19 protein-coding genes are annotated in these 22,887 nt (G+C 62.8%); 5 read left to right on the top strand and 14 right to left on the bottom strand.

Annotation, left to right across the window (positions count from 1 at the left end):
- The first annotated feature begins 358 nt into the window (after positions 1 to 358).
- Both pvdP and J3P77_RS10680 read left to right on the top strand, forming a co-directional pair.
- The gene (pvdP, locus tag J3P77_RS10685; RefSeq protein WP_434681621.1) at positions 359 to 1,993 is read left to right on the top strand and encodes a pyoverdine maturation tyrosinase PvdP; all 1,635 of its coding nucleotides are present in this window, start codon (positions 359 to 361) and stop codon (positions 1,991 to 1,993) included.
- Between the two features lie 44 nt (positions 1,994 to 2,037).
- Positions 2,038 to 2,793 carry a phytanoyl-CoA dioxygenase family protein gene (locus tag J3P77_RS10680; RefSeq protein ID WP_434681619.1) on the top strand — a complete coding sequence of 252 codons (756 nt, stop codon included), beginning with the start codon at positions 2,038 to 2,040 and terminating at the stop codon, positions 2,791 to 2,793.
- Between the two features lie 50 nt (positions 2,794 to 2,843).
- Here the strand turns inward: J3P77_RS10680 and katG are convergent, their stop codons facing one another.
- On the bottom strand, positions 2,844 to 5,126 hold the full coding sequence (gene katG / locus J3P77_RS10675) for a catalase/peroxidase HPI (RefSeq protein WP_434681618.1): 2,283 nt from the start codon (positions 5,124 to 5,126) through the stop codon (positions 2,844 to 2,846).
- 513 nt (positions 5,127 to 5,639) lie between these two features.
- On the opposite strand from katG, the gene J3P77_RS10670 reads away from it, so the two are divergent.
- Positions 5,640 to 6,122 carry an Hsp20 family protein gene (locus tag J3P77_RS10670; RefSeq protein ID WP_434681617.1) on the top strand — a complete coding sequence of 161 codons (483 nt, stop codon included), beginning with the start codon at positions 5,640 to 5,642 and terminating at the stop codon, positions 6,120 to 6,122.
- 79 nt (positions 6,123 to 6,201) lie between these two features.
- Here the strand turns inward: J3P77_RS10670 and J3P77_RS10665 are convergent, their stop codons facing one another.
- Positions 6,202 to 6,681 carry a MaoC family dehydratase gene (locus J3P77_RS10665; RefSeq protein ID WP_434681615.1) on the bottom strand — a complete coding sequence of 160 codons (480 nt, stop codon included), beginning with the start codon at positions 6,679 to 6,681 and terminating at the stop codon, positions 6,202 to 6,204.
- A gap of 342 nt (positions 6,682 to 7,023) precedes the next feature.
- On the opposite strand from J3P77_RS10665, the gene mqo reads away from it, so the two are divergent.
- Positions 7,024 to 8,715, top strand: a complete 1,692-nt coding sequence (gene mqo, locus J3P77_RS10660) for a malate dehydrogenase (quinone) (protein ID WP_434681613.1) — start codon at positions 7,024 to 7,026, stop codon at positions 8,713 to 8,715.
- Between the two features lie 114 nt (positions 8,716 to 8,829).
- On the opposite strand, the gene gspD is transcribed toward mqo, so the two are convergent.
- From gspD to J3P77_RS10600, 12 genes are read right to left on the bottom strand one after another with little or no spacing between them, the layout of a single operon-like run.
- A complete protein-coding gene (gene gspD / locus J3P77_RS10655) occupies positions 8,830 to 11,082 on the bottom strand; it encodes a type II secretion system secretin GspD (RefSeq protein ID WP_434681610.1) in 2,253 nt (750 codons plus the stop codon).
- Positions 11,083 to 11,085: 3 nt separating this feature from the next.
- On the bottom strand, positions 11,086 to 11,664 hold the full coding sequence (locus J3P77_RS10650) for a hypothetical protein (protein WP_434681609.1): 579 nt from the start codon (positions 11,662 to 11,664) through the stop codon (positions 11,086 to 11,088).
- The gene (gene gspM, locus J3P77_RS10645) at positions 11,661 to 12,284 is read right to left on the bottom strand and encodes a type II secretion system protein GspM (protein WP_434681607.1); all 624 of its coding nucleotides are present in this window, start codon (positions 12,282 to 12,284) and stop codon (positions 11,661 to 11,663) included. The genes J3P77_RS10650 and gspM overlap by 4 nt, the downstream gene beginning before the upstream one ends.
- Complete coding sequence (locus tag J3P77_RS10640) at positions 12,259 to 13,317, bottom strand: type II secretion system protein GspL (protein WP_434681606.1); 1,059 nt, start codon at positions 13,315 to 13,317, stop codon at positions 12,259 to 12,261. Before J3P77_RS10640 ends, gspM begins: the two co-directional genes overlap by 26 nt.
- An 11-nt stretch (positions 13,318 to 13,328) precedes the next feature.
- On the bottom strand, positions 13,329 to 14,051 hold the full coding sequence (locus tag J3P77_RS10635) for a general secretion pathway protein GspK (RefSeq protein WP_434681604.1): 723 nt from the start codon (positions 14,049 to 14,051) through the stop codon (positions 13,329 to 13,331).
- Positions 14,048 to 14,668 (bottom strand): prepilin-type N-terminal cleavage/methylation domain-containing protein, encoded by a 621-nt coding sequence (locus tag J3P77_RS10630; protein ID WP_434681603.1) that lies wholly within the window; start codon positions 14,666 to 14,668, stop codon positions 14,048 to 14,050. The genes J3P77_RS10635 and J3P77_RS10630 overlap by 4 nt, the downstream gene beginning before the upstream one ends.
- The gene (locus tag J3P77_RS10625; protein ID WP_434681602.1) at positions 14,665 to 15,033 is read right to left on the bottom strand and encodes a type II secretion system protein; all 369 of its coding nucleotides are present in this window, start codon (positions 15,031 to 15,033) and stop codon (positions 14,665 to 14,667) included. The genes J3P77_RS10630 and J3P77_RS10625 overlap by 4 nt, the downstream gene beginning before the upstream one ends.
- A complete protein-coding gene (locus J3P77_RS10620) occupies positions 15,030 to 15,467 on the bottom strand; it encodes a pilus assembly FimT family protein (protein WP_434681600.1) in 438 nt (145 codons plus the stop codon). The genes J3P77_RS10625 and J3P77_RS10620 overlap by 4 nt, the downstream gene beginning before the upstream one ends.
- Positions 15,464 to 15,874, bottom strand: a complete 411-nt coding sequence (gspG, locus tag J3P77_RS10615) for a type II secretion system major pseudopilin GspG (protein ID WP_434681599.1) — start codon at positions 15,872 to 15,874, stop codon at positions 15,464 to 15,466. Before gspG ends, J3P77_RS10620 begins: the two co-directional genes overlap by 4 nt.
- 10 nt (positions 15,875 to 15,884) lie before the next feature.
- Positions 15,885 to 17,090, bottom strand: a complete 1,206-nt coding sequence (gene gspF, locus J3P77_RS10610) for a type II secretion system inner membrane protein GspF (protein ID WP_434681597.1) — start codon at positions 17,088 to 17,090, stop codon at positions 15,885 to 15,887.
- 11 nt (positions 17,091 to 17,101) lie between these two features.
- Positions 17,102 to 18,757 (bottom strand): type II secretion system ATPase GspE, encoded by a 1,656-nt coding sequence (gene gspE, locus J3P77_RS10605; protein WP_434681596.1) that lies wholly within the window; start codon positions 18,755 to 18,757, stop codon positions 17,102 to 17,104.
- A gap of 58 nt (positions 18,758 to 18,815) precedes the next feature.
- Positions 18,816 to 19,028 (bottom strand): hypothetical protein, encoded by a 213-nt coding sequence (locus J3P77_RS10600; RefSeq protein ID WP_434681595.1) that lies wholly within the window; start codon positions 19,026 to 19,028, stop codon positions 18,816 to 18,818.
- A 468-nt stretch (positions 19,029 to 19,496) separates the two neighbouring features.
- Between J3P77_RS10600 and J3P77_RS10595 the strand changes: the two genes are divergently transcribed.
- Positions 19,497 to 22,292: a glycoside hydrolase family 3 protein gene (locus J3P77_RS10595; protein ID WP_434681594.1), complete on the top strand. Its 2,796-nt coding sequence runs from the start codon at positions 19,497 to 19,499 to the stop codon at positions 22,290 to 22,292.
- Positions 22,293 to 22,887: the final 595 nt, after the last annotated feature.

The following is a 22,887-nucleotide window of genomic DNA, read 5'->3' as shown; positions in this document are numbered from 1 at the left end:
TGCGTCGCCGCCTCCGGGTTCCAGCCGATAGCGAAGCCGCCAGCTCCCCGCTGGTGGCGACGCGCCCAGCGTCGAACAGATGCAGTTGCTCTTCCGTAATGGCATTTTCATCCAGCCGTCTCGAATTTCTAACATCATCGCCCGTCCACTACCTGTTGCCCTCCTAGCCCCGTTTTACGCGGTCTGTAGCAGGCTTTGCCTTTTCGACACGATGGAAAAATGCTGGTCATCAGCGGTTTTGTGTCAATCATCTGACGTTATTTAAAACGCCTTGTAAATCGTCAATAAATCAACTAACCCTACTTCCTATCATCAAACAAAGCCTCGTTCAGGCTGATCTTGATAAAGGAAGATTGAGATGCGATTGACGCGACGGAGTCTGTTGGCCGGACTGGCTGTAACGAGCGCTCTGGTGCCTGCCGCCTGGTTTGGCACTCGCAAAGTCAGTAATTTTCTTGAGAAACACGATGGCACACCGCCCGAGGCCCGCGTCGAGCCCGCAGAGCGTTCCATGCAACGGCTGAGCAGCCGGCTTCGCGGAATCTGGACAGTGAATATCAGCGGGGAACCCGATCCGACGTACGGTTTGCACGGGCAAGGGATGGAGCTGTTTCTGGACACCGCCGAGCGGGGCCGCGCATTGCGCGGTTTTCTCGATACACCGGATAACCTGCGCGCGTCGACGCTGCCACGCTACAAGGTGGTCGGCGACCTGGTGGGTGCCTCCCCCGCCTCGATACGCTGGAAACTGCTGGACCGGGATTCGACACGCTATGTGCCGATCTGTGAATTCACGGTCATGCTCGATGATGCCAAAGCTGCCCGCGATGGGCTGCGAACAGAGCTGTTGACCGGTCGCGTCCAGACGATGGGCGCAAGCAGCGGTCTGCCCGTGCCGGGCCGTGGGATCGAGATGATCAAGCGTCCGATGCCCACTGCCCGTCAGCATCGGGGTTGCAGCAAGGAGCTGCTGGCCTGGGGGACAGCCCCGGAGAACCGCCTTTACCACCAGCTCTGGCACGCCTCGCGAGACCGTTGGCACGAATTGTCCCAGGCGCAACGCAACGCATTGCGCGGGCTGGGATGGCAACCAGGCCCGCTGGACAAGGAACGGCATGCGCGAGGTCGCAATATGGATCGCAATGGCTCAGGCGTGGATTTTTTCTTCATGCACCGCCACATGCTGACCATCGCCCGCCCATTGAACGCGCCACCCGCCTGGCGACATTTTCCCCTTCCCCATCCCGCCGTGGAGCAGGACTGGGCGGGCTTCGCGCGCTACTTTGAAAACGTCGACGGTTGTTCTGTGCCGCCGATCTGGCTGAGCCCCTCTGACGAAAGGTTTACCGAAGGCCTGGAGATTCTGAAAAGCCCCGAAGCGTTCCACGCCAACTTCCAGATGTGGGATTCACGCTACCGCGATGTCGAGTATCTGTCGCGTCTGACACTGGGGCAGTTCGGCACCGAGGTTGAGTTGGGGCTGCACGACTGGTTGCATATCCGCTGGGCCAGTATTCCGCGTGATCCGGGCGACGGCAGCCTGGTGCCGGCCGGCCGCGAACCCGCCGATTTCTCCCAGCGCTGGTTTGGCCCCGAATACGACTGCCTGGTCGACTCGCTGTCATCCCATCTCAACCCGGTGTTCTGGTGCTTCCACGGCTGGATCGACGACCGCCTGGAAGACTGGTTCGACGCCCACCAACGCGTGCATCCAGGCCAGGTGGTGCGGCGCCGATTGCTGGACGTCGATTGGTTCGAGCCAGGTCCATGGGTCGAGATCGATCAACCATGGATGGGGCCGCTGACCCACGGCTGCTTTTCGCAGCCCGGCATCAACGCCATCAAACCCATGGAAGCCGACATCGACGTCATGAAACTGGCATTGGAAATCGCCACCCGTAACGACGATGATGCATCTGACGCCGTGCAACGAGCGCCGCGACGCCCGGATTATGCACGCAACCTGCCCGTGCGCACCCACGGCAAGGTGTAGCCTGTGTGAACACAGCGCGTCGCGGCCGCCACGAGGAACCATCGGTGACTACCATCGAACATGCACAGGCTCTGCACCACGACGGCTATACCCTGCTGCCAGCGCTGATCGATCAGGACCGCGTCCGGGCGGCGCGCCATGCCATCGATGCCTTGCGGGCGCAGCACTGGGACTATCAGGGCGTGCTTGATCACTACAAATGCGTGTTCAACCGGGATCCGTTCTGGCTGCTGTTCCTCGACCTGCCTGCAGCCATCGATCTGGCCGAGGCCGTGCTGGGCGCCGACTGCCATGTGATCGGCCAGACGGCCTGGCGTTGCCATCCCGGCTTCATCGGCAGTGACCTGCACCTCGACCACCTGCCTCAGTTAGTGATGGCAATGCCGCCGCAGCTGCTGGACGATCCGGCCTTCGAACTGCCGATGACCATTTGCACCCTGCAACTGTATCTGGACGATATCGACGAAGCCCTGGCACCGACCCGGGTGATACCCGGCAGCCATCGGGCAGGCCGACCGCCCCAGGCGGGCGAAACGCACTGGCGCGGGAAACCGCCCCATCCGATCCACTGCCGGGCGGGCGATGCCCTGGTGTTTCGCAGTGAACTCTGGCACGGCGGCAGCCCCAACCGCGATCCGCACCGTAGTCGTTACATGCTTCAGGTTCACTACGGACGCCGCATGGTGGCGCAGAAATTTTCGCCTTATCTGGAGTGGCGGTTCGACCCGGCGATCATCGCCGCCGCGACGCCACGCCAGCGACGTTTGCTGGGCGACCACGCAGAGGCTGAATATGACTGATCGCCGCCCGGATTCCGGTCCGGGCGGCAAACCGACGATCCGGCTACGGATCAGCGACCCTGCGCGGCAATGTCAAAGCGGTCCAGATTCATGACTTTGTTCCACACCGCCACGAAGTCGGCGACGAACTTCTCCTGCGCGTCGTCGCTGGCATACACCTCACTCAGCGCCCGCAGTTGGGCGTGCGAGCTGAACACCAGATCGACACGCGTGCCTGTCCATTTGATCTCTCCGGTCTGGCGGTCGCGGGCTTCGAAGGTTTCGTTGGCGTCCGAGGTTGGCTTCCATTGCACACTCATGTCCAACAGGTTTCTGAAGAAGTCGTTGGTCAGGGTTCCAGGCCGACGCGTCAGCACGCCGTAGCTGCTTTGCCCGACGTTGATATCCAGTACCCGCAGGCCACCGAGCAGAACGGTCATCTGCGGCGCGGTGAGGGTCAGCAACTGCGCCTTGTCGACCAGCAGCTTTTCCGCGGATACCCGATAACGGCCCTTGAGGTAATTACGGAATCCGTCGGCAAACGGCTCAAGAACGCTGAAGGACACGACATCGGTCTGCTCTTGCGAGGCGTCCATGCGGCCCGGTGTAAACGGTACGGCCACGGGATGGCCTGCGTCCTTCGCCGCCTGTTCGACACCCGCGTTACCCGCCAGGACGATCAGGTCAGCCAGCGAGATCTGCTTGCCGCCAGACTGAGTCCCGTTGAACTCGTTGCGTATGCCCTCAAGCGTTTCCAGCACGGTGGCCAGCTGTTGAGGCTCGTTGACCGGCCAGGCTCTCTGCGGCTCCAGGCGCAGACGTCCGCCGTTGGCACCGCCCCGCTTGTCCGAGCCACGGAAGGTGGAAGCCGCCGCCCAGGCGGTGGACACCAGCTGCGACACCGAAAGCCCCGAGGCAAGGATCTTGCCCTTCAGCGCAGTCACATCGTTCTCATCGACCAGCGGGTGATTCACCTCCGGTATCGGGTCTTGCCAGAGCAGCTCTTCGCCTGGCGTTTCCGGGCCCAGATAGCGAGCGAGAGGCCCCATGTCGCGATGCGTCAACTTGAACCAGGCACGCGCGAACGCGTCATCCAGAAGCTGCGGATTCTCCAGAAAGCGTCTGGCGATCTGTTCATACGCCGGATCGAAACGCAGCGCCAGATCGGAGGTGAGCATGCGCGGCTCCTGCCGCCTCGCTGGATCGTGGGCGTGCGGGATCTTCCCGGCACCGGCGCCGTTCACCGGCTTCCACTGGTTGGCACCGGCCGGGCTCTTGGTCCGCTCCCACTCGAAGCCGAACAAGTTTTCCAGGTACTCGTTGCTCCAACGGGTCGGTGTCGACGTCCAGGTCACTTCCAGGCCGCTGGTGATCGTATCGCCGGCTTTGCCGCTGCCGAAGCTGCTGCGCCAGCCCAGTCCCTGCTCTTCCAGGCCTGCGGCTTCGGGCTCGGCGCCGACGTTGTCGGCGGGGCCTGCGCCGTGGGTCTTGCCGAACGCATGCCCACCGGCGATCAGCGCAACGGTTTCTTCATCGTTCATCGCCATGCGACCGAAGGTTTCACGAATATCCTTCGCCGACGCCTCTGGATCCGGCACGCCCTCGGGGCCTTCGGGGTTCACGTAGATCAGGCCCATCTGCACCGCTGCCAGCGGCATCTCCAGATTACGCCCGGCGGGGTCGGTGCGGGTCTGTTCTTCGCCGTGATGTTCCGGCTCGGCTACCAGCGTGCCCTCGCCCGGCTGTTGCATGTCCTTGTGAGCGCCATAACGGTCTTCGCCGCCAAGCCAGGTGGTTTCCGCGCCCCAATACACGTCCTCAGCGGGTTCCCAGACATCCGCGCGGCCTCCGGAAAAACCGAACGTCTTGAAACCCATGGATTCGAGGGCCACGTTGCCGGTCAGAACGATCAGGTCCGCCCAGGAAATCTTGCGGCCGTACTTCTGCTTGATCGGCCAGATCAGTCGGCGCGCTTTGTCGAGGTTGACGTTGTCGGGCCAGCTGTTGAGCGGTGCGAATCGCTGCTGACCGGCACCCGCGCCGCCCCGCCCGTCAGCCGTGCGGTACGTGCCGGCGCTGTGCCAGGCCATGCGCACGAACAGCGGACCGTAGTGGCCGAAATCCGCCGGCCACCAGTCCTGTGACCTGGTCATGACTTCCAACAGATCCCTTTTGACAGCGGCAAAGTCCAGGCTCTTGAACTCGCTGGCATAGTCAAAGCCTTCACCCATCGGATTGCTGAGCGAGGAATGCTGGTGAAGAATCCTGAGATTGAGCTGGTTCGGCCACCAGTCACGGTTGGTCGTCCCGCCGCCGGCAGCATGGTTGAACGGGCATTTCGATTCGGTTGACATGATTGATCCACCTTTGGTCGTCTTCATCCAGCCATCCGCCCATGCAGGCGTCGGACAGCGGCGAGTGAACGCTGTAGCTCACGGTGCCGGACCGGTCGCGCGATCAATCAATCGGTCGGTTCTGACAGACTCAGGCGGCGGCGAAAACCGCCGGCACGCGAGTCCACAAAGTGCGCAGTAAGCTTGAGCTCATCTTGTTTACGTTCAGGCTAAGCGGGACGGCCGAAGCCGACGCTAGGTCAAGCCTAGTCGCGTTGCGCCAGACTTCTAATAGTCAAAGCATTCGTGATCGATAGAGAGACTCTGTCAGCCCAATCCGCGTGGCGCCCACTTCCGCCAGGACCCGCAGGGCCAACGCTGCGAGCCGGCAACCGCCGCCTTGCAAGGCCGCGCAGCCGACGGAAATCGCGGGTGCATGTGCTTGTTTTTTTCCGCCAGTAGGCCTAACTGTTAGATGCGAAGCCGAATGCGACTCGCGTCTTGATCACCGTGTGACACTCAGGAGATTTGGACATGGCTACTGCAATTTCACTGGCACCGCTGCTCCGTCACTCGGTGGGTTTCGACCGTTTCAACGATTTGTTGGAGTCAGCGCTGCGCAGCGAAACAGCCTCTTGCTATCCGCCCCATAACATCGAACGCTACGGAAACGACCATTACCGCATTGCCATTGCCGCCGCGGGCCTCTGTGCCGATGACCTGGAACTCAAGATCGAAAAAAGCGTGCTGATCGTCTGCGGCGGCGAAGCCGTGACCGATGCAGGCGCGACTTACCTGCATCAGGGCATCGCCCACGGGACGTTTCGGCTGGTCTTCCACCTCGCCGATCACATCGAGGTGCAGGGTGCCACCTTCAAAAACGGCCTGCTGACGATTTTCCTGCTGCGCGCCGTCCCCGAGGAGGCCAGGACCCGAAGGATCACCATTCAGACGCCGGGCGACGATCTCGATGGGCGGCAATTCAACCGGTCGTGGCCGGCCAAGGGCGCTCCATAAGCCAGGATATGCGTCCCGCTTTTGTCCGCAGCAGCGCGCTCGCCCGCGACCTGCCGCTCTGTTGCGAACAAATGTGTTCCTACGTCGCAGCGCGCTCCGCCGCGTCACGGCGAAAAGCCAGAACCCGAGAACGAGTGCGCTGGCAGATTTCGTCGTCCTGATTAAGCGCGACGCTCTCGATGATGACCCAGCCGCGATCAGGCCTGGAGTTCGACGGCGCGTTCTCCTTGATCGTGCTTATCACCCGCAAAACATCGCCGGGGCGCGTTGCCCGTGGCCAGCTCACCTCGCTGTTGGCGCCGATCAGCCCGTGCGCCAGCGGAACGCTTTCCACCAGCAGCCTCATGATCACCGCCGAGGTATGCCAGCCGCTCGCCGCCAGGCCCTGGAAAAAACTCTGCTGCGCGGCCTCAGGGTCGAGGTGGAACGGTTGAGGATCGAATTCTTCGGCAAAGGCCTTGATACGCTCCGGTTCCATCACGTAAGTGCGGCTGGCGAAGGTTCGCCCGACCGTCAGGTCTTCCAGATAAAGCACATCCTGCGTCTGCTCAGCTGCCATTGAAAAGCTCCGTAATACAGTTGCAGCCCAAGTGACTGCGCCTCCATCAGCGTAATGACAAAACCGTGTTCTTCAAGCCGCCGGAGCAGGTAATGCTGTGCCCCTTGGTAGTGGATCGAGTTGCGGCCGCTACATCAATAGCCGGCCGTTAACAGGAGTTCGTAACACCGCGTAACACCATCCGTCGCCGACTTGGCACAGTCCCGTAGCAGCGCGGTCGGAAAAGTGAGCCAGGCGGCAAGTGCAACCTGGCCAGGAGCGGGCAAGACCCTGCACCGGCAATCTTTCAACAGTACCGGCAAAAGTACGGGGCAGGCGGTTCCCCCGATGGAGTAGTGAGATATGAAAGACACGATCTTTATGGCCATAGCAGCCGTGGGTATTTCCATAAGCATTGGTAGTGCACAGGCTGCCGAAACGAAGAAGGTCGATGTCTTGCTGGTGGGAGGCGGCATCATGAGTTCCACGCTTGGCATCTGGCTCAACGAGCTGGAGCCGGGCTGGTCGATGGAAATGGTGGAACGCCTCGACAAGGTGGCTGAAGAAAGCTCCAACGGCTGGAACAACGCGGGGACCGGCCATTCGGCACTGGCCGAGCTGAACTACACGCCCCAGGACCCGGACGGCAAGATCAACATCACCAAAGCTATCGAGATCAACGAAGCGTTCCAGATAACCCGGCAGTTCCTGGCCTGGCAGGTGCAGGCGGGTGTGCTGAAGAATCCCCGCTCGTTCATCAATTCGACACCGCACATGAGCTTTGTCTGGGGCGATGACAACATCAGTTTCCTGAAGAAGCGTTATGAGGCGTTACAAGCCAGCCCGTTGTTCCGCCCTATGCAATTCTCCGAGGATCACGAACAGATCAGAAAGTGGGTGCCGCTGATGATGGAAGGCCGCGACCCCAACCAGAAACTTGCCGTGACCTGGACGCCGATCGGTACCGACGTGAACTTTGGTGAAATAACCCGCCAGTTCGTCGGCCATCTGCAAAGCAAGCCCAACTTCACCCTCAAGGTCTCTCACGAAGTTCAGAACATCACGAGAAACGAAGATGGCTCCTGGCATGTGGAGTACGAAAACCTGAAGGACGGCACTACTTCGGCCACCGACGCCAAGTTCCTGTTCGTCGGTGCCGGCGGCGCCGCGCTCCCGCTGCTGCAGAAAGCCGGCATACCGGAAGCCAAGGACTACGCAGGTTTCCCGGTCGGTGGTTCGTTCCTTGTCACCGAGAACCCGACCATTGCCGAGCAGCATATGGCCAAAGCCTACGGAATCGCGTCGACCGGCGCGCCGCCGATGTCGGTTCCGCACCTGGACACTCGCGTGCTGGACGGCAAGCGAGTGATTCTGTTCGGGCCGTTCGCAACCTTCTCCACCAAGTTCCTCAAGGAGGGTTCTTACTTCGACCTGTTCGCCAGCATGACGCTCCACAACGTCTGGCCGATGACCAAGGTAGGTGTCGACCAGTTTGATCTGGTGCAATACCTGGCCGGGCAACTGATGCAGTCTGATGACGACCGCTTCAACGCGCTCAAGGAATACTTCCCGCACGCCAAGAAGGAAGACTGGCGCTTGTGGCAAGCGGGCCAACGCGTGCAGATCATCAAGCGCGATGAGCAAAAGGGTGGCGTTCTCAAGCTGGGCACCGAAGTCGTAAGTTCCAAGGATGGCAGCATCGCCGGTCTGCTCGGCGCATCGCCAGGCGCATCGACCGCGGCACCGATCATGCTGGACGTGCTGCAACGCCTCTTCAAGGACAAGGTCGCCACACCGGCCTGGCAGGAGAAACTGCATCAGGTCATCCCCAGCTACGGCACACGCCTCAACGACGACCCCAAGCGCGTGATGGAGGAATGGACGTATACCTCGCGCGTCCTGCAACTGACGCCGCCGCCTTCCATCGAAGATCATCCGGCCGCCGTCAAGCCGGCCACCGACCCGGTCGGCCAGAAGAACAGCGCCATCGACCCCGATCTGAACCCCGAGCCGCTCAAGCCCGAGAGCCAGAAGTCGGACGCGAAGAAGCCCTGAAACATCAGGACTCCTGAAACCGCAATAGCTCAGCGTCAGCCGTTGTGCATGCCACAGGCCCGGATATCTCCGGGCCTGCTGGTTTTCGTTCGCTGCAGCGGCGCCCATGACCCGTCATCTCGGGCGCTGGATGAGTTTGAACTGACGCTGGTATTCGTCGGTTATCTCCCGCGCTTCACTGTTACTGGTGACGACACGCGGGGTAATCAGCACGATCAGCTCGGTGCGGCCTTTGCTGCGCGACGATGCACCGAACAGCCAGCCCAGCCCTGGGATCGACCCCAGATACGGCACTTTGCTGACACCCTGGGCGTCGTCCTGCTGGATCAGCCCGCCGAGCAGTACGGTCTGGCCACTTTGCACCGCCACCTGAGTAGCGATGGAGCGCGTGGATATGCGCGGATTGACGTCAGGATCAGCAGTGTCGTTGGCATCGCTGACCTGTTGCTTGATGTCCATGTACACCAGACCGCCAGGATTGATGCGCGGCACCACGTCCAGAATCACACCGGTCTGCACATACTCGACACTGCTCAGGGTCGTGTCGGTGTTGATGGTATTGACCGTGGTCTGGCTGATGGGGATGTTGTCGCCTACCTGAATCTGCGCCTGCTGGTTGTTCATCACCACCAGCGACGGCGCGGACAGCACCTGGGTTTTGCCATTGGTCTCCAGCGCGCGAATCGCCACTTGCAGATCGCCGCCGACGAATGAGTAGAAGAAGGTATCGGCGGCGCCCAGCCCGACCCCGCCAAAACCCAGCGCGCCCTGACTGCCGCGCGCGTTGCCGATACCGGGCGTTGTGGAATTGCCCGCCAGTTGGCCCAGATACCACTGCACGCCCAGATCCAGTTCATCAGTGAGCGACACCTCAAGGATGCGTGTTTCGATCTGCACTTGCATCGGCGGGTTGTCGAGGCGGCGGATGGCGCTTTCGATTTCCGCCCACTGGCTCGGTCGGGTTCGTATCAACAGTTGGTTGCTGCTCTTTTGCGCGGTGATACGGGTGCTGTCGTCCAGTTGTTTGCGACCGTCCGCGCCCGGCTCTTCTTCGGCACCGACCTCGGTGTCCGTATCGGTGGCGGCCGGGTTGCGCCCGACGTCGTTCTGCATGAAGGAGCTGTTGTTGCGGCCGCCGCCCGAGCTACCGCTCAACCCGCCGCTCAGTCCGCTACCCTGACTGTCGAGCCCGCCGCCGTTCTGGCGACCGCCGATGGGCGATGACAGGGTGGTGGTGTTCATGCCCGGCGCGACCTCGACCGCGGCTTCATCCTGGATCTGCCCGGAACCATAGATCTGCCGCAGGTAGCGGCCCAGATCGGTGGCCTTCATGTTACGCACGTCATATACGTAGAGCTGCGGTTCATTACCGCCGCCGTTGTCGATGGTGCGAATCCATTCACCCACTTCCTCCAGGTACTGCGGTTGCGAGGAGATGGCGACCACCGAATTGGTGCGTTCGATGGGCATGAAGCGCAGCATGCCGGCGAGCGGCGTGCCGCTGTCCGGGCCAAACACCTTCTGCAACTCGGGGAGTAGTTCGGCAACCGTTGCACGTTGCAACCCGAACACGCCGATGGACATACCACGCAGCCAGTCGACATCGAAGGTGTCGATGCTGGCCTGATAGTTGGCCAGCTCATCGGCGGTGCCCGCCATGCCCAGCAGATTGCGCGCCGGGTCCACCAGCAGGAAGGCGTTTTCCCGTGCGAAGGGCTTGAGCAGTTTCTGCATTTCCGTCGCCGAAATGAAGCGCAGCGGAAACAGCCGCACCGACAGCCCGGCGCCCGGCTGGCGCATGCCAATGGACGGCACCAGTTGGCCGGCGACCGCCTGACTGGCCGGCAGGATGAGGTAGCGATCACCCTGACGGATCATCGCGTTGTTGGTCCACGACAACAGCGATTCGAGGATAGCCATCGACTGAGCCTTGTCCACCGGGCTGGAAGTCGAGAAAGACACCTCGCCCGTCACCCCCTGGGAAATGCTGTAACTCTCTTGCAGCAGGTCGCCCATGATGGTGTTGATGACCGCGACAATCGACTGGTTGTTGAAGTTGAACATCACCCCGCCGCTGCCGTCGCCCTGACGCGGCCCCATCGGGACGGGGCGGCCCACCGTATTGGCGGGCCCCTGAATGAAGCGCTGATTGCCCCGGATGATCTGGCGCTGCGCGCGACTCGCCGGGCCCGGCGCGCTGCCGGGCGTCGCCGACAGGCTTTCCTCCGGCACAGGGCCGCGCTGCATGCCCGTTCCACGCAAGGCCTCCCGCGTGAGGCTGTCGTCCTCGTCCAGCGCATGGGGCGCGGTGCATCCGCCGAGGATGCATAACACGGCAAACGCTGTGATGTGAACGGATGACGGCATGGTTTAGCGACCTTCGACTACAGCGGTTGGAGGTGCGAGCCCGTCGGCAGCGCTCGATGCGGATGGAACGGACTTGCCTGCAGGCCCCACGCTTTTGATATTCGGCAGCCTGGGCGTGGGCAGCTGCAGACGCTGAGTACGACCGTCGAGCTCGAACTGCACGGCCTGTTGTTCTATGTGTTGCAAACGCCAGCCGTTACCCAGCTTTGCGCCTTCGCGCAGGCTCAGGTCGCGGCCATCCGCCTGTTTGAACAGCGCGCGGCGAACGCCTTGGGCGAACACGATGCCAGTCAGCTTCAGGCCGCCAAGGTCGGCCGCGCCTGCCCTGACGGTACGCGCGGCCTGGTCGGGCTGGCGGGTCGGGCTGAACAGCGGCGTCTGCCAGGTATTGGCCAAACTGTCGAGGGCGACTGGCGCGGGCAGCACTGGGAGCGCCGTCGAGGTCGGGTCGGTAGCCGGTTCCGTGGTCTGGGACCATACCGGCTCGCGACCCGCGCCGCTCAGCAGCCAGACCACCACCAGGGCAAGCACCAGCGTCAGAGCCGCCAGGCCCTGAATCAGCGGTTGGCGCCAGGCGCTCATTGCCCCGACTCTTGCGTATCAGACGTAGAAGCGCTCCTGACCAGATAACCACTGACCAGCATGTGCACACTCATACGCCCCGCCCCCCCGTCGACTGGCGCGTTGCCGGCTCTGCGGATCCTCAGTTCGTCGACGAACAGCCAGGGTTGACTCGTTTCCAGCTGGTGCAACAGGGCCGCAAGCGGTTCGATGGCGCAGTTGAGGTCAAGGCTCAGCCGTACGGCGCGAAACGGCTCCGCAGCCTGTTCCTGAGCAACGATCGGCATCCGCTGCGTGAGTTCACATCCGGCACCCCGCGACGCGTTGGCCGCTACTTTCTGAGCGACACTCTGCATCAGGTCCGCGGCAACCGCGCTGGGGTCGTCGCCTTCCAGCAGCATGCCATCCAGCGCCTCGACAGTCGGCGTGGCCTGCATCGTCTTTTGCAAGCGATCACGCTGGGCGAGCAATCGCTCGAAGCGCTGGTGCTGCTCGCGGACCACGGCCATTTGAGTTTCCACCTGACGCAAGGGGCCGAGGACAAGCGGCTCGACGATCAGGCCATGGAAGACAGCCAGCAGCAACGCCACCAGCAGCCACGCGCCGATACGGCGTTCACGAGCGGTCAGTGAGCGCCGCATGACCGGCCTCCCCGCGGACTCTGGCGCGCAGGTAAAAGCGCTCGCGGCCGCTGGCCGGGTCCGGCTGAATCACGCCTTGGAACTGCGGCTCCGCAAGATGCGGGCATTCCTTGATCTGCCCGATCAGCCCGCTGGCCCGTGCGCTCAGGCCAGCCATATCGACCTGCCCTTCGACGTCGATCTCCAGACTTTGCAGCCAGGTGTCCGACTGCAGGCAGCCAGTCAGCTCACTCAGCAGCTGCGCGCGCCCCGGCTGACGCGTCCGGCGTTCGATCAGAAACCGCATTGCGCCCCGCGAGTTATCCCAGGCATTGCGCAGCGCAGCCACCTCACCGGCCTGCTGGCGCAGCTCCTGAACCTCGGCCTGCATGGTGGCCAGCGCGGACTCGCGGTTGTGAAGCCAGAGCAGCGGGATGGCAATGACCAGCGCGATACAGGCCAGGCTGAGCGCCATGGTCAGAATGCGGCCTCGCTGATTGCCGGCCGGTCGATACTGAGCAGGCAACAGGTTTATACCCATCGGCGCGCCGCCGGTATCGCGCACGTCCACCGCTTCCAGTTCAAGTCCGACGGCCTGGCAATCGCTCAGGCATTGATCGAGAAACTCGCGACGCACCAGCACAAGTGTGACCCTGGGCCGCTCATCGCTGCCGGGCTCACGGCGCACGGCGTAGTAGACCTGCTCGGCACTGAATGGCGTGAAGCGGTCCAGCTCATAACTGATCAGTTGGTGCAGATCGCGCGCCGCCGCGGCGGGCAGAGTAAGGCTGTGCAGCAACACGGCGTCGTTGGGCAGATCCAGCACGCCGCGGGTTCCGGGTCTAGGCGGCTTATCGGCTGGCAGTTCAGCGGCATCGGTCAGCGGCCAGTTGAACCGACGCGGCTCGTTGCCGGATCGAAACGAGCGCTGCATCGCCAGAGGCAGGCTGGCGAGCAATTCCCGGCCCCAGGCGTAAAGGAACGCCCGCGCGGCGCTGCCTGGCCACTGCGCTTTGAGCCGTGCCTGCCGGCGCCAAAGGGATTCGGAACTCATGAGCGATGACCTCACTCGTTATAGCGCACGACCCTGAAAGGCCGTACACCGCTCTCCATGGGTAACAGTAGTACCGTGCTGTCGAGCGCGGCGGTGAACCCGTCGGGTAAATAGGCTTGCACGCGAATCTCCAGCGCCTGCCCGGCGTCAGCGCCAAGCGGCGGCAGGCCCGGAAGATTCAGCGCGCGTTGCAGAACCGGCGTGGCGAAGGCCGGCTCTGGCGACTCCAGCCCGCTCCACACAGTGACGTGGGCACGCACCGCCAGATACAACGCGGCGCTCATCGTCGCCAGATCGCGTAGCTCTTCGAGCGCCCGCAACGGAGGCTGACCCAGGCTCCGACGCTGCTCAAGGCTGTCCGCAAGACCGCGCGCCTGAGCCGGTGACGCCCCGAGCAGCATCAGCAGCCGGGCAAAATCGGCGGCCGGTGCGGCGTTCAGGTCGAGCTTGCCGCGCTCGCTGCGAACCGACACCTGTAACCGGGCGTCGTCGAACACCAGCGTCTGGGTTGTGCCATCGGCGACCCAGCGGCGATTCAGCGCGGGATCACTGAGCATTCTTACGGCCAGGTTCATTCCGGCCTCCGCCGCCAGACTCGCTCGGGTGTGCTCGCGCTGCCACAACGCCAACCGTGCTTGCTGGCGCACCTCGACCACCAGCGTGCCGAGCAATATGGACAGCAGCGCCATGGTCCATAACACCATCAACAGCGCCATCCCGCGCTGATGTTTCATGGCGCGGCCTGCAAACCGCTAAGCTCCAGACGCAGGGCGACCACTTGGGCGAACCAGGGCACAGGCCCGTCGCTGGTCATTTCGATGCGCACCGCTTGTGGCAGCCTCGACGGCCAGGGCCATTGGGTCAACCAGTCAGTCGGCCTGCCCTGCTCGTCGCGGCCGCGATAACTGAACCGCAAGGCACGAACGTCGTGGAGCAGAATCTGCGGCTGCCCCCACGAGGCTCCGCCGGTGCGGGCCAGATGCGCGAAACGAACCTGCATGGCCCGGCCAGCGCCGCTTGGCACGGTCTCGACGACATGCAGCCGAATGCCGCCGCCGAGCGCGCTGTGCAACCCGGCTGCAAAGCTCAGCTGCCGGCGCTGGCCGTCGAACACCATGACCTGTTCGCCCCCCGATGCCCCGATCTCCAGCGGCAAGGCGCCCTGCAAAGCCCGGTACAGAAAATTCTGCGTCGAGCGCATTTCTTCCAGCCGCTGGCTGTAGCGCTCCCCGGCGAGCAACGCGCGGTTTGCGCCCACCAGCGCCGTGCCGAGCAGCCCCATCAAAACCCCGAGCAGCCCCAGCGCCAGCAGCATCTCCAGTAAGGTAAAGCCGCGCTGCGACCGCCTCATGGTGCAAGCTTCGGCTGTGACTGAACAACCAGGGTGCTGACCCGCAGCTCGCGGCCCGCTTCGCCGACCGTAAGCTGGACTCGAAACAGCGGTAACAGGGCCGCGGGACCGGGCTCGCGACTGACCCGCACCTGCCAGTCCACGCCGCCCTCGACGCCCTGGCGCACCCCGACCTGAAGCGGCTGTTCCCGCTGCTCATCCAGTACCGTCCGGATCGCCAGGCTGAGACGGTCGCCGGCGCGAACCTGCTCCAGGGTCCGCGCCGCCTGGCCGAACGCGACCAGCAACACCGTGCAGCCCAGGGCAAATATGGCCAGCGCCGCGAGCATTTCCAGCAGCCCGAATCCACCGGCCACGCGCTTCATCGCACCACCTGCCAGTCAACATGACCGGTGAGCCAGCCGATGTCTATGCGCCAGCGCCGCCCTTTTCGGTCAATCAGCAGGTGCCCGCCACTGGAGCTGCCGTCGGCGAAAAACGCTACGGCCGGGCCCAGTTCGGCCGCGGTGGTCAGCTGTAAGGCAAGGCTTTCAGGCCAGCGGCGAGGAGCCTGGCCGGGCACCTGAAAGCTGCGAGCCTGCAGGTCGAACTGCAGTTGTCTGGCCGCGCCGTTGAGCACGGCTTGCGTGCGCGTCTGACGCAACGCCGCGACGATTTCGCCCAGCGCCTGCCGCTCACGCGCCGCTTGCAGTCCGCGTCCCAGCCCGCTGCCCAGCACACCGAGCGCCAGCGCCACCAAGGCGATGACCATGATCAGCTCCAGCAGCGTGAACCCGCCTGCCGACGCGCGGGCGTTCATTCCCAGTTACCCAGATCGGCGCTGTAGCCTTCGCCGCCTGGCTGGCCGTCCTGACCGTAGAACACCAGATCGAAGCTGCCGTGCTGACCGGGGGAGCGATAGCCGAACTCGTGTCCGAACGGGTCCTTGAGGTCCGACGGCTTGGCGTAAGGCCCGGACCAGTGGGTCGCGCCGGCGGGCTTTTCCACCAGTTGAGCCAGTGTGCCGGGCGGCGCCCCCATGTCCAGACCGTAGCCTTCGATTTTCATACTCAGGCTGGCCAGTTGCGCCTTGCCGGCACCGTACTTGCCTTTGTCGACATTACTGCCGACCTGTCGCACCACAATGGTCGCGACGATGCCCAGCAGCACGATGACCGCCAGCATCTCCAACAGGGTGAAGCCACGCGGGCGCGCCCGGAACGTCATGATCGAACCCTCAGATATTGCTGGTGAGGCTCATCAGCGGCAGCATGATGGCCAGCATGATGAACGCCACCAGCACCGCCATGACGATGGTCAGCGTCGGGACCAGAGCCGCCAGCAGGCGGGCAATGCTGCGTCGGGTTTCACCGTCGAAGACTTCAGCGACCTTGAGCAACATGGTGTCGAGCTGGCCGGCCTCTTCACCGACATGAATCATCTGCAGCGCCAGATCCGGCAGCAGTCTGTCGCTGGCCAATGCCAGCCCCAGCGATCCGCCGCTTTTCACGCTGTCGATGGCCGCCTGCACCTGGGCGCGGACAGCCTGATTGGTCGCCACCTCCGCGACGATTTTCAGCGCGGCAAGCAGGCCGACCCCGTTCTGCAACAGCGTGCCGAGCGTCCGTGCCAGGCGCGCGGCTTCCAGACGTTGCAGCAACGGGCCGGCGACCGGCCAGGCGAGCAGCCGCCGGTCCCAGTGGACGCGCCGCGCCGGGCTACGCAACGCCCGACTCGCGACCACGCCCGTGATCACCAGGGCGGCCAGCACCAGCAACCCGAACCGGTTGAAGAAGTCGCCAAGGCCCAGAATCAGCTCGGTCACCAGCGGGATCGGCACACCCAGATCCTGAAAGATCGGCACGAACTGTGGCACCACATACGCCAACAGCAAGACCAGTGAACCGAGCACGCCCACCACCAGAAACGCCGGATAGATCAGCGCATTGATCACCTCGCCACGCAGCGCCAGGCTGCGTTCCAGGTAATCGCTCAGTTGCCGCAGGCTTTCCTGCAAGGCACCGCCCGCCTCACCCGCTTGCACCAGGCTCAGGTACAAGCCGCTGAACTGCCCGGGCTCTTCGGCCAGCGCCGCCGACAATGGCTGCCCGGCCTTGACCCGTTCACGTACGCGGATCAATACCGGTCGCATGCGTGACTGCTCGCTTCCCGGCTGCTGGATCAGAATGCCCAGAGCGCGCTCAAGCGGCAGCCCGGCGTTGAGCAGAATCGCCAGCTGCTCGGTGAACGCCAGCAACGCCTGGGCACCCAGGCGGCGGTCCAGGCGCCACCGCGCCCAGTTTTCATGCGCCGGTTCGACGTGCAGGACCATTGCCCCCTGACGCTGCAACTGGCGGGCGAGATCCAGCGGATCACCCGCCTCCATCAGGCCCTGACGCGTGCTGCCATCGGTTTCCAGAACGCGAAAACGAAACATCGCCATGATGGGTCTGCTCACTCGCTGCGCGTGACGCGCAGCACCTCTTCCAGAGTTGTGACTCCGGCCAGCGCCTGGCGCAGGCCATCTTCATAGAGCGTACGCAGCCCGCCGCGCCGCGCCGCCTGCTCCAGCGTGCCGGCATCGGCATGGCTCATCAGCAGGGTGCGCAGCTCGTCGTCCATCACCAGCAGTTCAGTGATCGCGCACCTGCCGTGGTAACCACCGCCCGGCGCGCCGGGTCTGGGGCGGTACAGTCGCACCGGACGCTGCGAGGTAAAGCGTTCCAGGTCGTGCGCGGCCACCAGGGCCGCGGGCGCGTCGAACGCTTCGCAATGCTCAGGGTCTAGCCTGCGGACCAGGCGCTGAGCCAGAACGCCGATGACGGTGGACGCGATCATGTAGCCTTCCACCCCCATATCCAGCAGGCGGGTAATGCTCGCAGCCGCACTGTTGGTGTGCAGTGTCGACAGCACGAGGTGGCCAGTCAGCGACGACTGGATGGCGATGCGGCAGGTTTCCAGATCGCGCATCTCGCCGATCATGATCACGTCCGGGTCCTGGCGCACGATCGAGCGCAACGTCATGGCGAAATCCAGACCGATCGAAGGTTTGACCTGAATCTGGTTGATCCCCTCGATCTGGTATTCGACCGGGTCTTCGACGGTGATGATTTTCCGCTCGCTGGTGTTGAGGCGGGTCAGCGCCGTATACAGCGTGGTCGTCTTCCCGGAACCGGTCGGCCCGGTCACCAGCAAAATGCCGTGCGGACGTTCAAGAAGCGCCAGCAGACCCGGTAACTGCTGCTGATCGAAACCCAGGCTTTGCAGATCGAAACTCACGGTCCGGCGATCGAGCAACCGCATGACGACCGATTCGCCGAAACGGGTCGGCACGGTCGACACCCGCAGATCCAGCTCCCTGCCTTGCAGGCGCAGCATGATCCGCCCATCCTGAGGCAGGCGACGCTCGGCGATATCCAGGTGCGCCATGATCTTGATCCGCGAAATCACGGCCGGTGCAGACGCGGCCGGCGGCGCCTCGCCATCGATCAGCACGCCGTCGATGCGATACCGCACTTTGAACAGATGCTCGAACGGCTCGATATGAACGTCCGATGCCCGCTGTTCCAGCGCGCGCTGCAGGATCAGGTTGACCATGCGGATCACCGGAGCCTCGCTGGCGAGGTCGCGCAGATGTTCGATGTCTTCGGCCTGACCGCCCGAGTCGCTGTCAATGTTGTCGACGATGCTGCCCATGGCCGAGCGACCGGTGCCGTAATAGCGCTCGATCAGAGCCTCTATGTCGCTGCGCGTCCCTACGCGCAGCCGCACCCCGGTCTGGCAGGCGAAACTCATCGCGCGGGCTGGATAAGGATCACCCGGATCACTGGTCATTATCTGCAAGCTGTCTGTCTCCCATCCCACAGGCACGACGTGCTGGTGGCGCAGAAACCGTTCGCTGACCGGCGGCAGCGGATCGAGTGAGACGGGCGCCTCGCTGGCGCTCAGCAGCGGCAGTCCGAATACCGCCGCCCAGGCTTGCGCCATCTCAAGCTCGGAAACGATGCCCAGCCGGGTCAGGATCCCCGGCAGTTCACCGCGCTCCGCCCCGTCAGGCAGCAGCCGTGATACCCGCTCCAGATCGCCAGCCTTGAGGCCGGCATTCGACATAAGCCACTGGCACAAAGCTGCGTCATGGTCGTGCGCAGTGTCGCGTTCAGCGCCGCGGTCAAGGCTTGGTAGTGGTTCCAGTCTGGGTGGCGGGACGGCCGCCTTTTGTCGAATTGTCATGTTTGCCGCCCGCCGCCTTGGTGTCGTGAGTCTGGGTCATGACTTTTGAATCCGCGGCGCCTGCGGTGTTCGTAGCGTCGGCACCTCTTGCCAGAGTTGATACTGCGAGCAGCGCGATCAATACCGTTATCGTTGTTATGGAGCGCTTCATAAAATTCTCCAACTTAGTTAGCTAAGCAAGTATCCCGATGAATGTTCTCCGTCCTTTGAGTGAATCAAGAAGTCACCTTAGCCGTGCATTGCCAACCGCGCAACCTGCGTAACACCGTCGGCACCTGGCACTGCGGAATTTATAAAAAACAAACAGCGGATAGATAATTACAATAACCGCTGCGCCGCTGGCATTTGACAGCTTTTATGGTTTGGGCGTCCTATGCACGGGTTATTGAAGGGAGGTTATAAAACCGCCATCCCGGCAATAACAACGGCTATACGAGGCGGGAACTGCAGAATGACGATGCGCCCGACAAAGCGGAGCGGTACAGACTCTCCGCAGTCCTTATTACAGGCACTTTTGGGCAAATCTGTAATACCTGATTAACACTTTGGCCTCGTTCGTTATTATTACGCCCGATCTTTTTTCGGAAGATCGCCGGTGGGAGTAATTAAAATGAGAACAATGACTTCACCACGATTTGCAACTGCTTTGACCCTTCTCGCTGTCAGTATTGCCCAGTTCTACACCAGCTCCGCCGTTGCCCGGAATGCACAGGAAGCCGAGGCCATGGCTCAGCAGACCCTCAGTCAGATGACTCTGGAAGAAAAATTCAACTATCTTGGCGGCACCGGTGGCTGGGACATCAAGCCTCAACCCCGTTTCAATCTGCCGCAGATTCTCGGCGCGGACGGCGGCCTTGGCGTGCGCTACACCAATCAGGGTAATGAACAGGGCGTCGTGTACCCCAGCGGGCCGAGCCTTGCGTCCACGTTCAACTTGCGAAGAGCCGTGGATTTCGGCCGGGCGCTGGGTTATGACACGGCCACCGGCGGCTATCACTACATCACGGGCCCCGGGATGAACACCTACCGGACGCCCTATGGCGGACGCAACTTCGAATACCTGACCGGCGAAGATCCGTTTCTCGGTGCGAGCATGGCTCCGGCCGTCATCAACGGCATTCAGTCGCAAGGTGTCTGGGCCGACGCCAAACACTACGCGGCCAACGATCAGGAAACCAATCGCTTTGTTCTCAACCAGACCACGCCGGAACGGGTACTCAGGGAAATAACATTGCCGCCCTTCGAGTCAGCGGCGAAGAACGGCAAAGTTGCGCTGATGATGTGTTCCTTTCAGAAAGTCAACGGCGAATATGCCTGCGAAAACAGTCTGCTGTTACGGGAAATCCTTAAAACCCAATGGGGTTATGCCGGGTTTGTACAATCCGACTATGGCGCGGTGATCAACGGACTCAATGCCGCCCAGGCCGGCACAGATGTCGACATGCTGTTCGGCACGCAAATGAACAGTACCGTGCTCACGCCGTATATTGAAAGTGGTGTTCTGAGTGTCGCCACCATTGATGATAAAGTGCTGCGCATTCTCCGCCAGATCTACCTGTTCGACTTCGATACTTATGTCCCGCTGAGAAATCACGACATGGATAATCCGGCCAGTAATCAGGCCGCCTTGAATGTCGCGCGCGAAGGTATTGTTCTGCTGAAGAACAAGGACAACTTCCTGCCGCTGGACCGTAATAACGTGCAGAGAATTGCGGTGGTCGGTGATCTTGGCAAATACGCGCCGCCTACCGGCTTTGGCAGCGCCTTCATATCGGCGCGCAATTATGTAAGCGAAACCAGCGGCATGGCGCAAGTCGCGTCCAATGCGGAAGTGACATTCCTCGACAGTCTTTCACTGGATCCGGCCGGTGTCGTCTGGAGCCATCTGGCCAGCGACGGCACCACTTCGGTAGCCGGTCTGAACGCCGAGTACTTCACCAACGCCGACTGGTCCGGAACCCCCGCGGCGACCCGTGCGGAAACCTACGTCGACCTGGACTGGGACAGCGACACCGGTCTGCCTACGGATGGCAACACCGCCAGCACTTCGATTCGCTGGAGCGGACGGGTCACCCCGACCATCAGCGGCGAGCACATTTTCAAGGTGCGGGCCGACGGGGTGATCCGCTTGACGGTCAACGGCCAGCGCATCATCGACAACGGCGACGGACTGCCACTGCCCAACAACTTCATCCCCCCCACTATTCCCGAATACGCCAAGCTGTCGCTGCAGGCCGGCCAGACCTACGACGTGACGCTGGAATATTCGCGCAGGCCCGGTTATGTCGCGAGCCTGGGCGGCTACACCGGCGTGCGCATGAGCTGGGCATCACTGGTTGCGCCGAGCAACATCGCCGACTACGACGTGGTGCTGGTTGCGGCCGGTAATAGCAACGAATACGAAGGTGAAGGCTGGGACCACCCGTTCGAGCTGCCGGAGTATCAGAGCCAGCTGATTCAGAGCATCGCCAGTCAGAACCCCAGGACCGTCGTCGCCTTGCATGGCGGGACCGGTCTGAAGGTAAGCGATTGGGTCGATCAGGTGTCCGGGCTGCTGCACGCGTTTTACCCCGGCCAGAACGGCGGCCAGGCGCTGGCCGAAATCATCTTCGGCCGCGTCAACCCTTCGGCGAAAATGCCAATCAGCCTTGAACGCAATATCGAGGACAACCCGCTCTACGCGGATTTTCCGCAGTTTGACAACGAAGGGACCATCACCGAAATCAGCTATGCGAATGATCTGTACCTCGGCTACCGCGGCTACGACAAAAAAGGCACCAGGCCGCTCTACCCGTTCGGCTACGGGCTGTCGTATACCCAGTTCAGCTATTCGGACATTCGCATCACGCCCGCGGTCGCTATCGGCGATCTGCCGATCCGCGTGTCGTTCGACGTTACCAACACCGGCCAGCGTGCCGGCGCGGAAGTCGCGCAGTTGTACGTGGGCCAGCGCAATCCACGCGTCGACCGTCCAATCAAGGAGCTCAAGGGTTATCGCAAGGTCCTGCTGCAGCCCGGACAGAGCCGTCGCGTGACCATCGAACTCAACGGTCGCTCGTTGGCGTACTACAACCCCGGCAGCAGCAACTGGGTGATCGACCCGGATGTGTTCGATATCAGCGTGGGCGCTGCGTCGGATGACATTCGCTTGAGAACCCGCCTGCTCAGTCTGTATCGGCAGTCGCTCTCGGTTGGCAGCAGCAATCCGCTGCCGCCATCGGTGCTGGCCGCCACGCGAGTCACGGCCCGGCAGCTGAACCGCAGCCCGGACGCGGACCAGGCCGCGGGCGACGATATCGACGATCCGGCGACTCCACCTGTCACCCCTCCAGTGACACCGCCCGGCTCGGGCGGCGGCAGTTCGGGAGGTGGAAGTTCGAGAGGTGAAAGTCCGGTAGGTGGAAGCGCTCAATGATGTGTTGCGGTTGGGGGCGTCTGCACGAGCCCTTCGTGGACAAGCGGGTCGCCGCTCGCTCATCAGAGGTGATGAAAGAGAGTTGGCTCAAGCGACAATGGCGCGGGCGGCGCAGAACGCGACTTGTGCAGGCCGAGCGTAGGCGTTGCGCAGGGGGAAACGAGCCATGGATGGCGAGTTAGCGCCGTAGGGCCAGGGACGGCCCATCGGCGCGGCCCCCGGAGCAGCGCCGGAGGGAGGGAACCCCGAAGGCGCCGGAACCAGGAGCAAATGGTTTTCCCCCCTTTGCCAAAACAAAAGGGGGTCGCCGTAAAGGCGAAACCGGTGGCGGTCGTTATGCAGCATCCGGATCTGCCCACCGGCCTCAACCGCGTAGTTACTGGCTTTCGCGGCCGGCTTGAGATCGCTTTGCGCCTTTACGGCGCGTCACTTTGGTTTCGGCCAAAGTAACCAAAGCCATTGCTCCGGGTTGGGCCCCTGCGGGGTTCCCTCCTTCCGGCGCCGCTCCACCGGGCCGCACCGATGGGCCGTCCCTGGCCCAGCGGCGCTGGCTCGGCGTCCTGCCTCGCTCCCCGGCTCCGCGACACCTCCACTC

The organism is Pseudomonas sp. R1-18 (assembly GCF_051132095.1).
GTDB lineage: Bacteria > Pseudomonadota > Gammaproteobacteria > Pseudomonadales > Pseudomonadaceae > Aquipseudomonas.
Note: the sequence above shows the minus strand (reverse complement) of the source record. Positions and strands in the feature narration are given on the sequence as shown.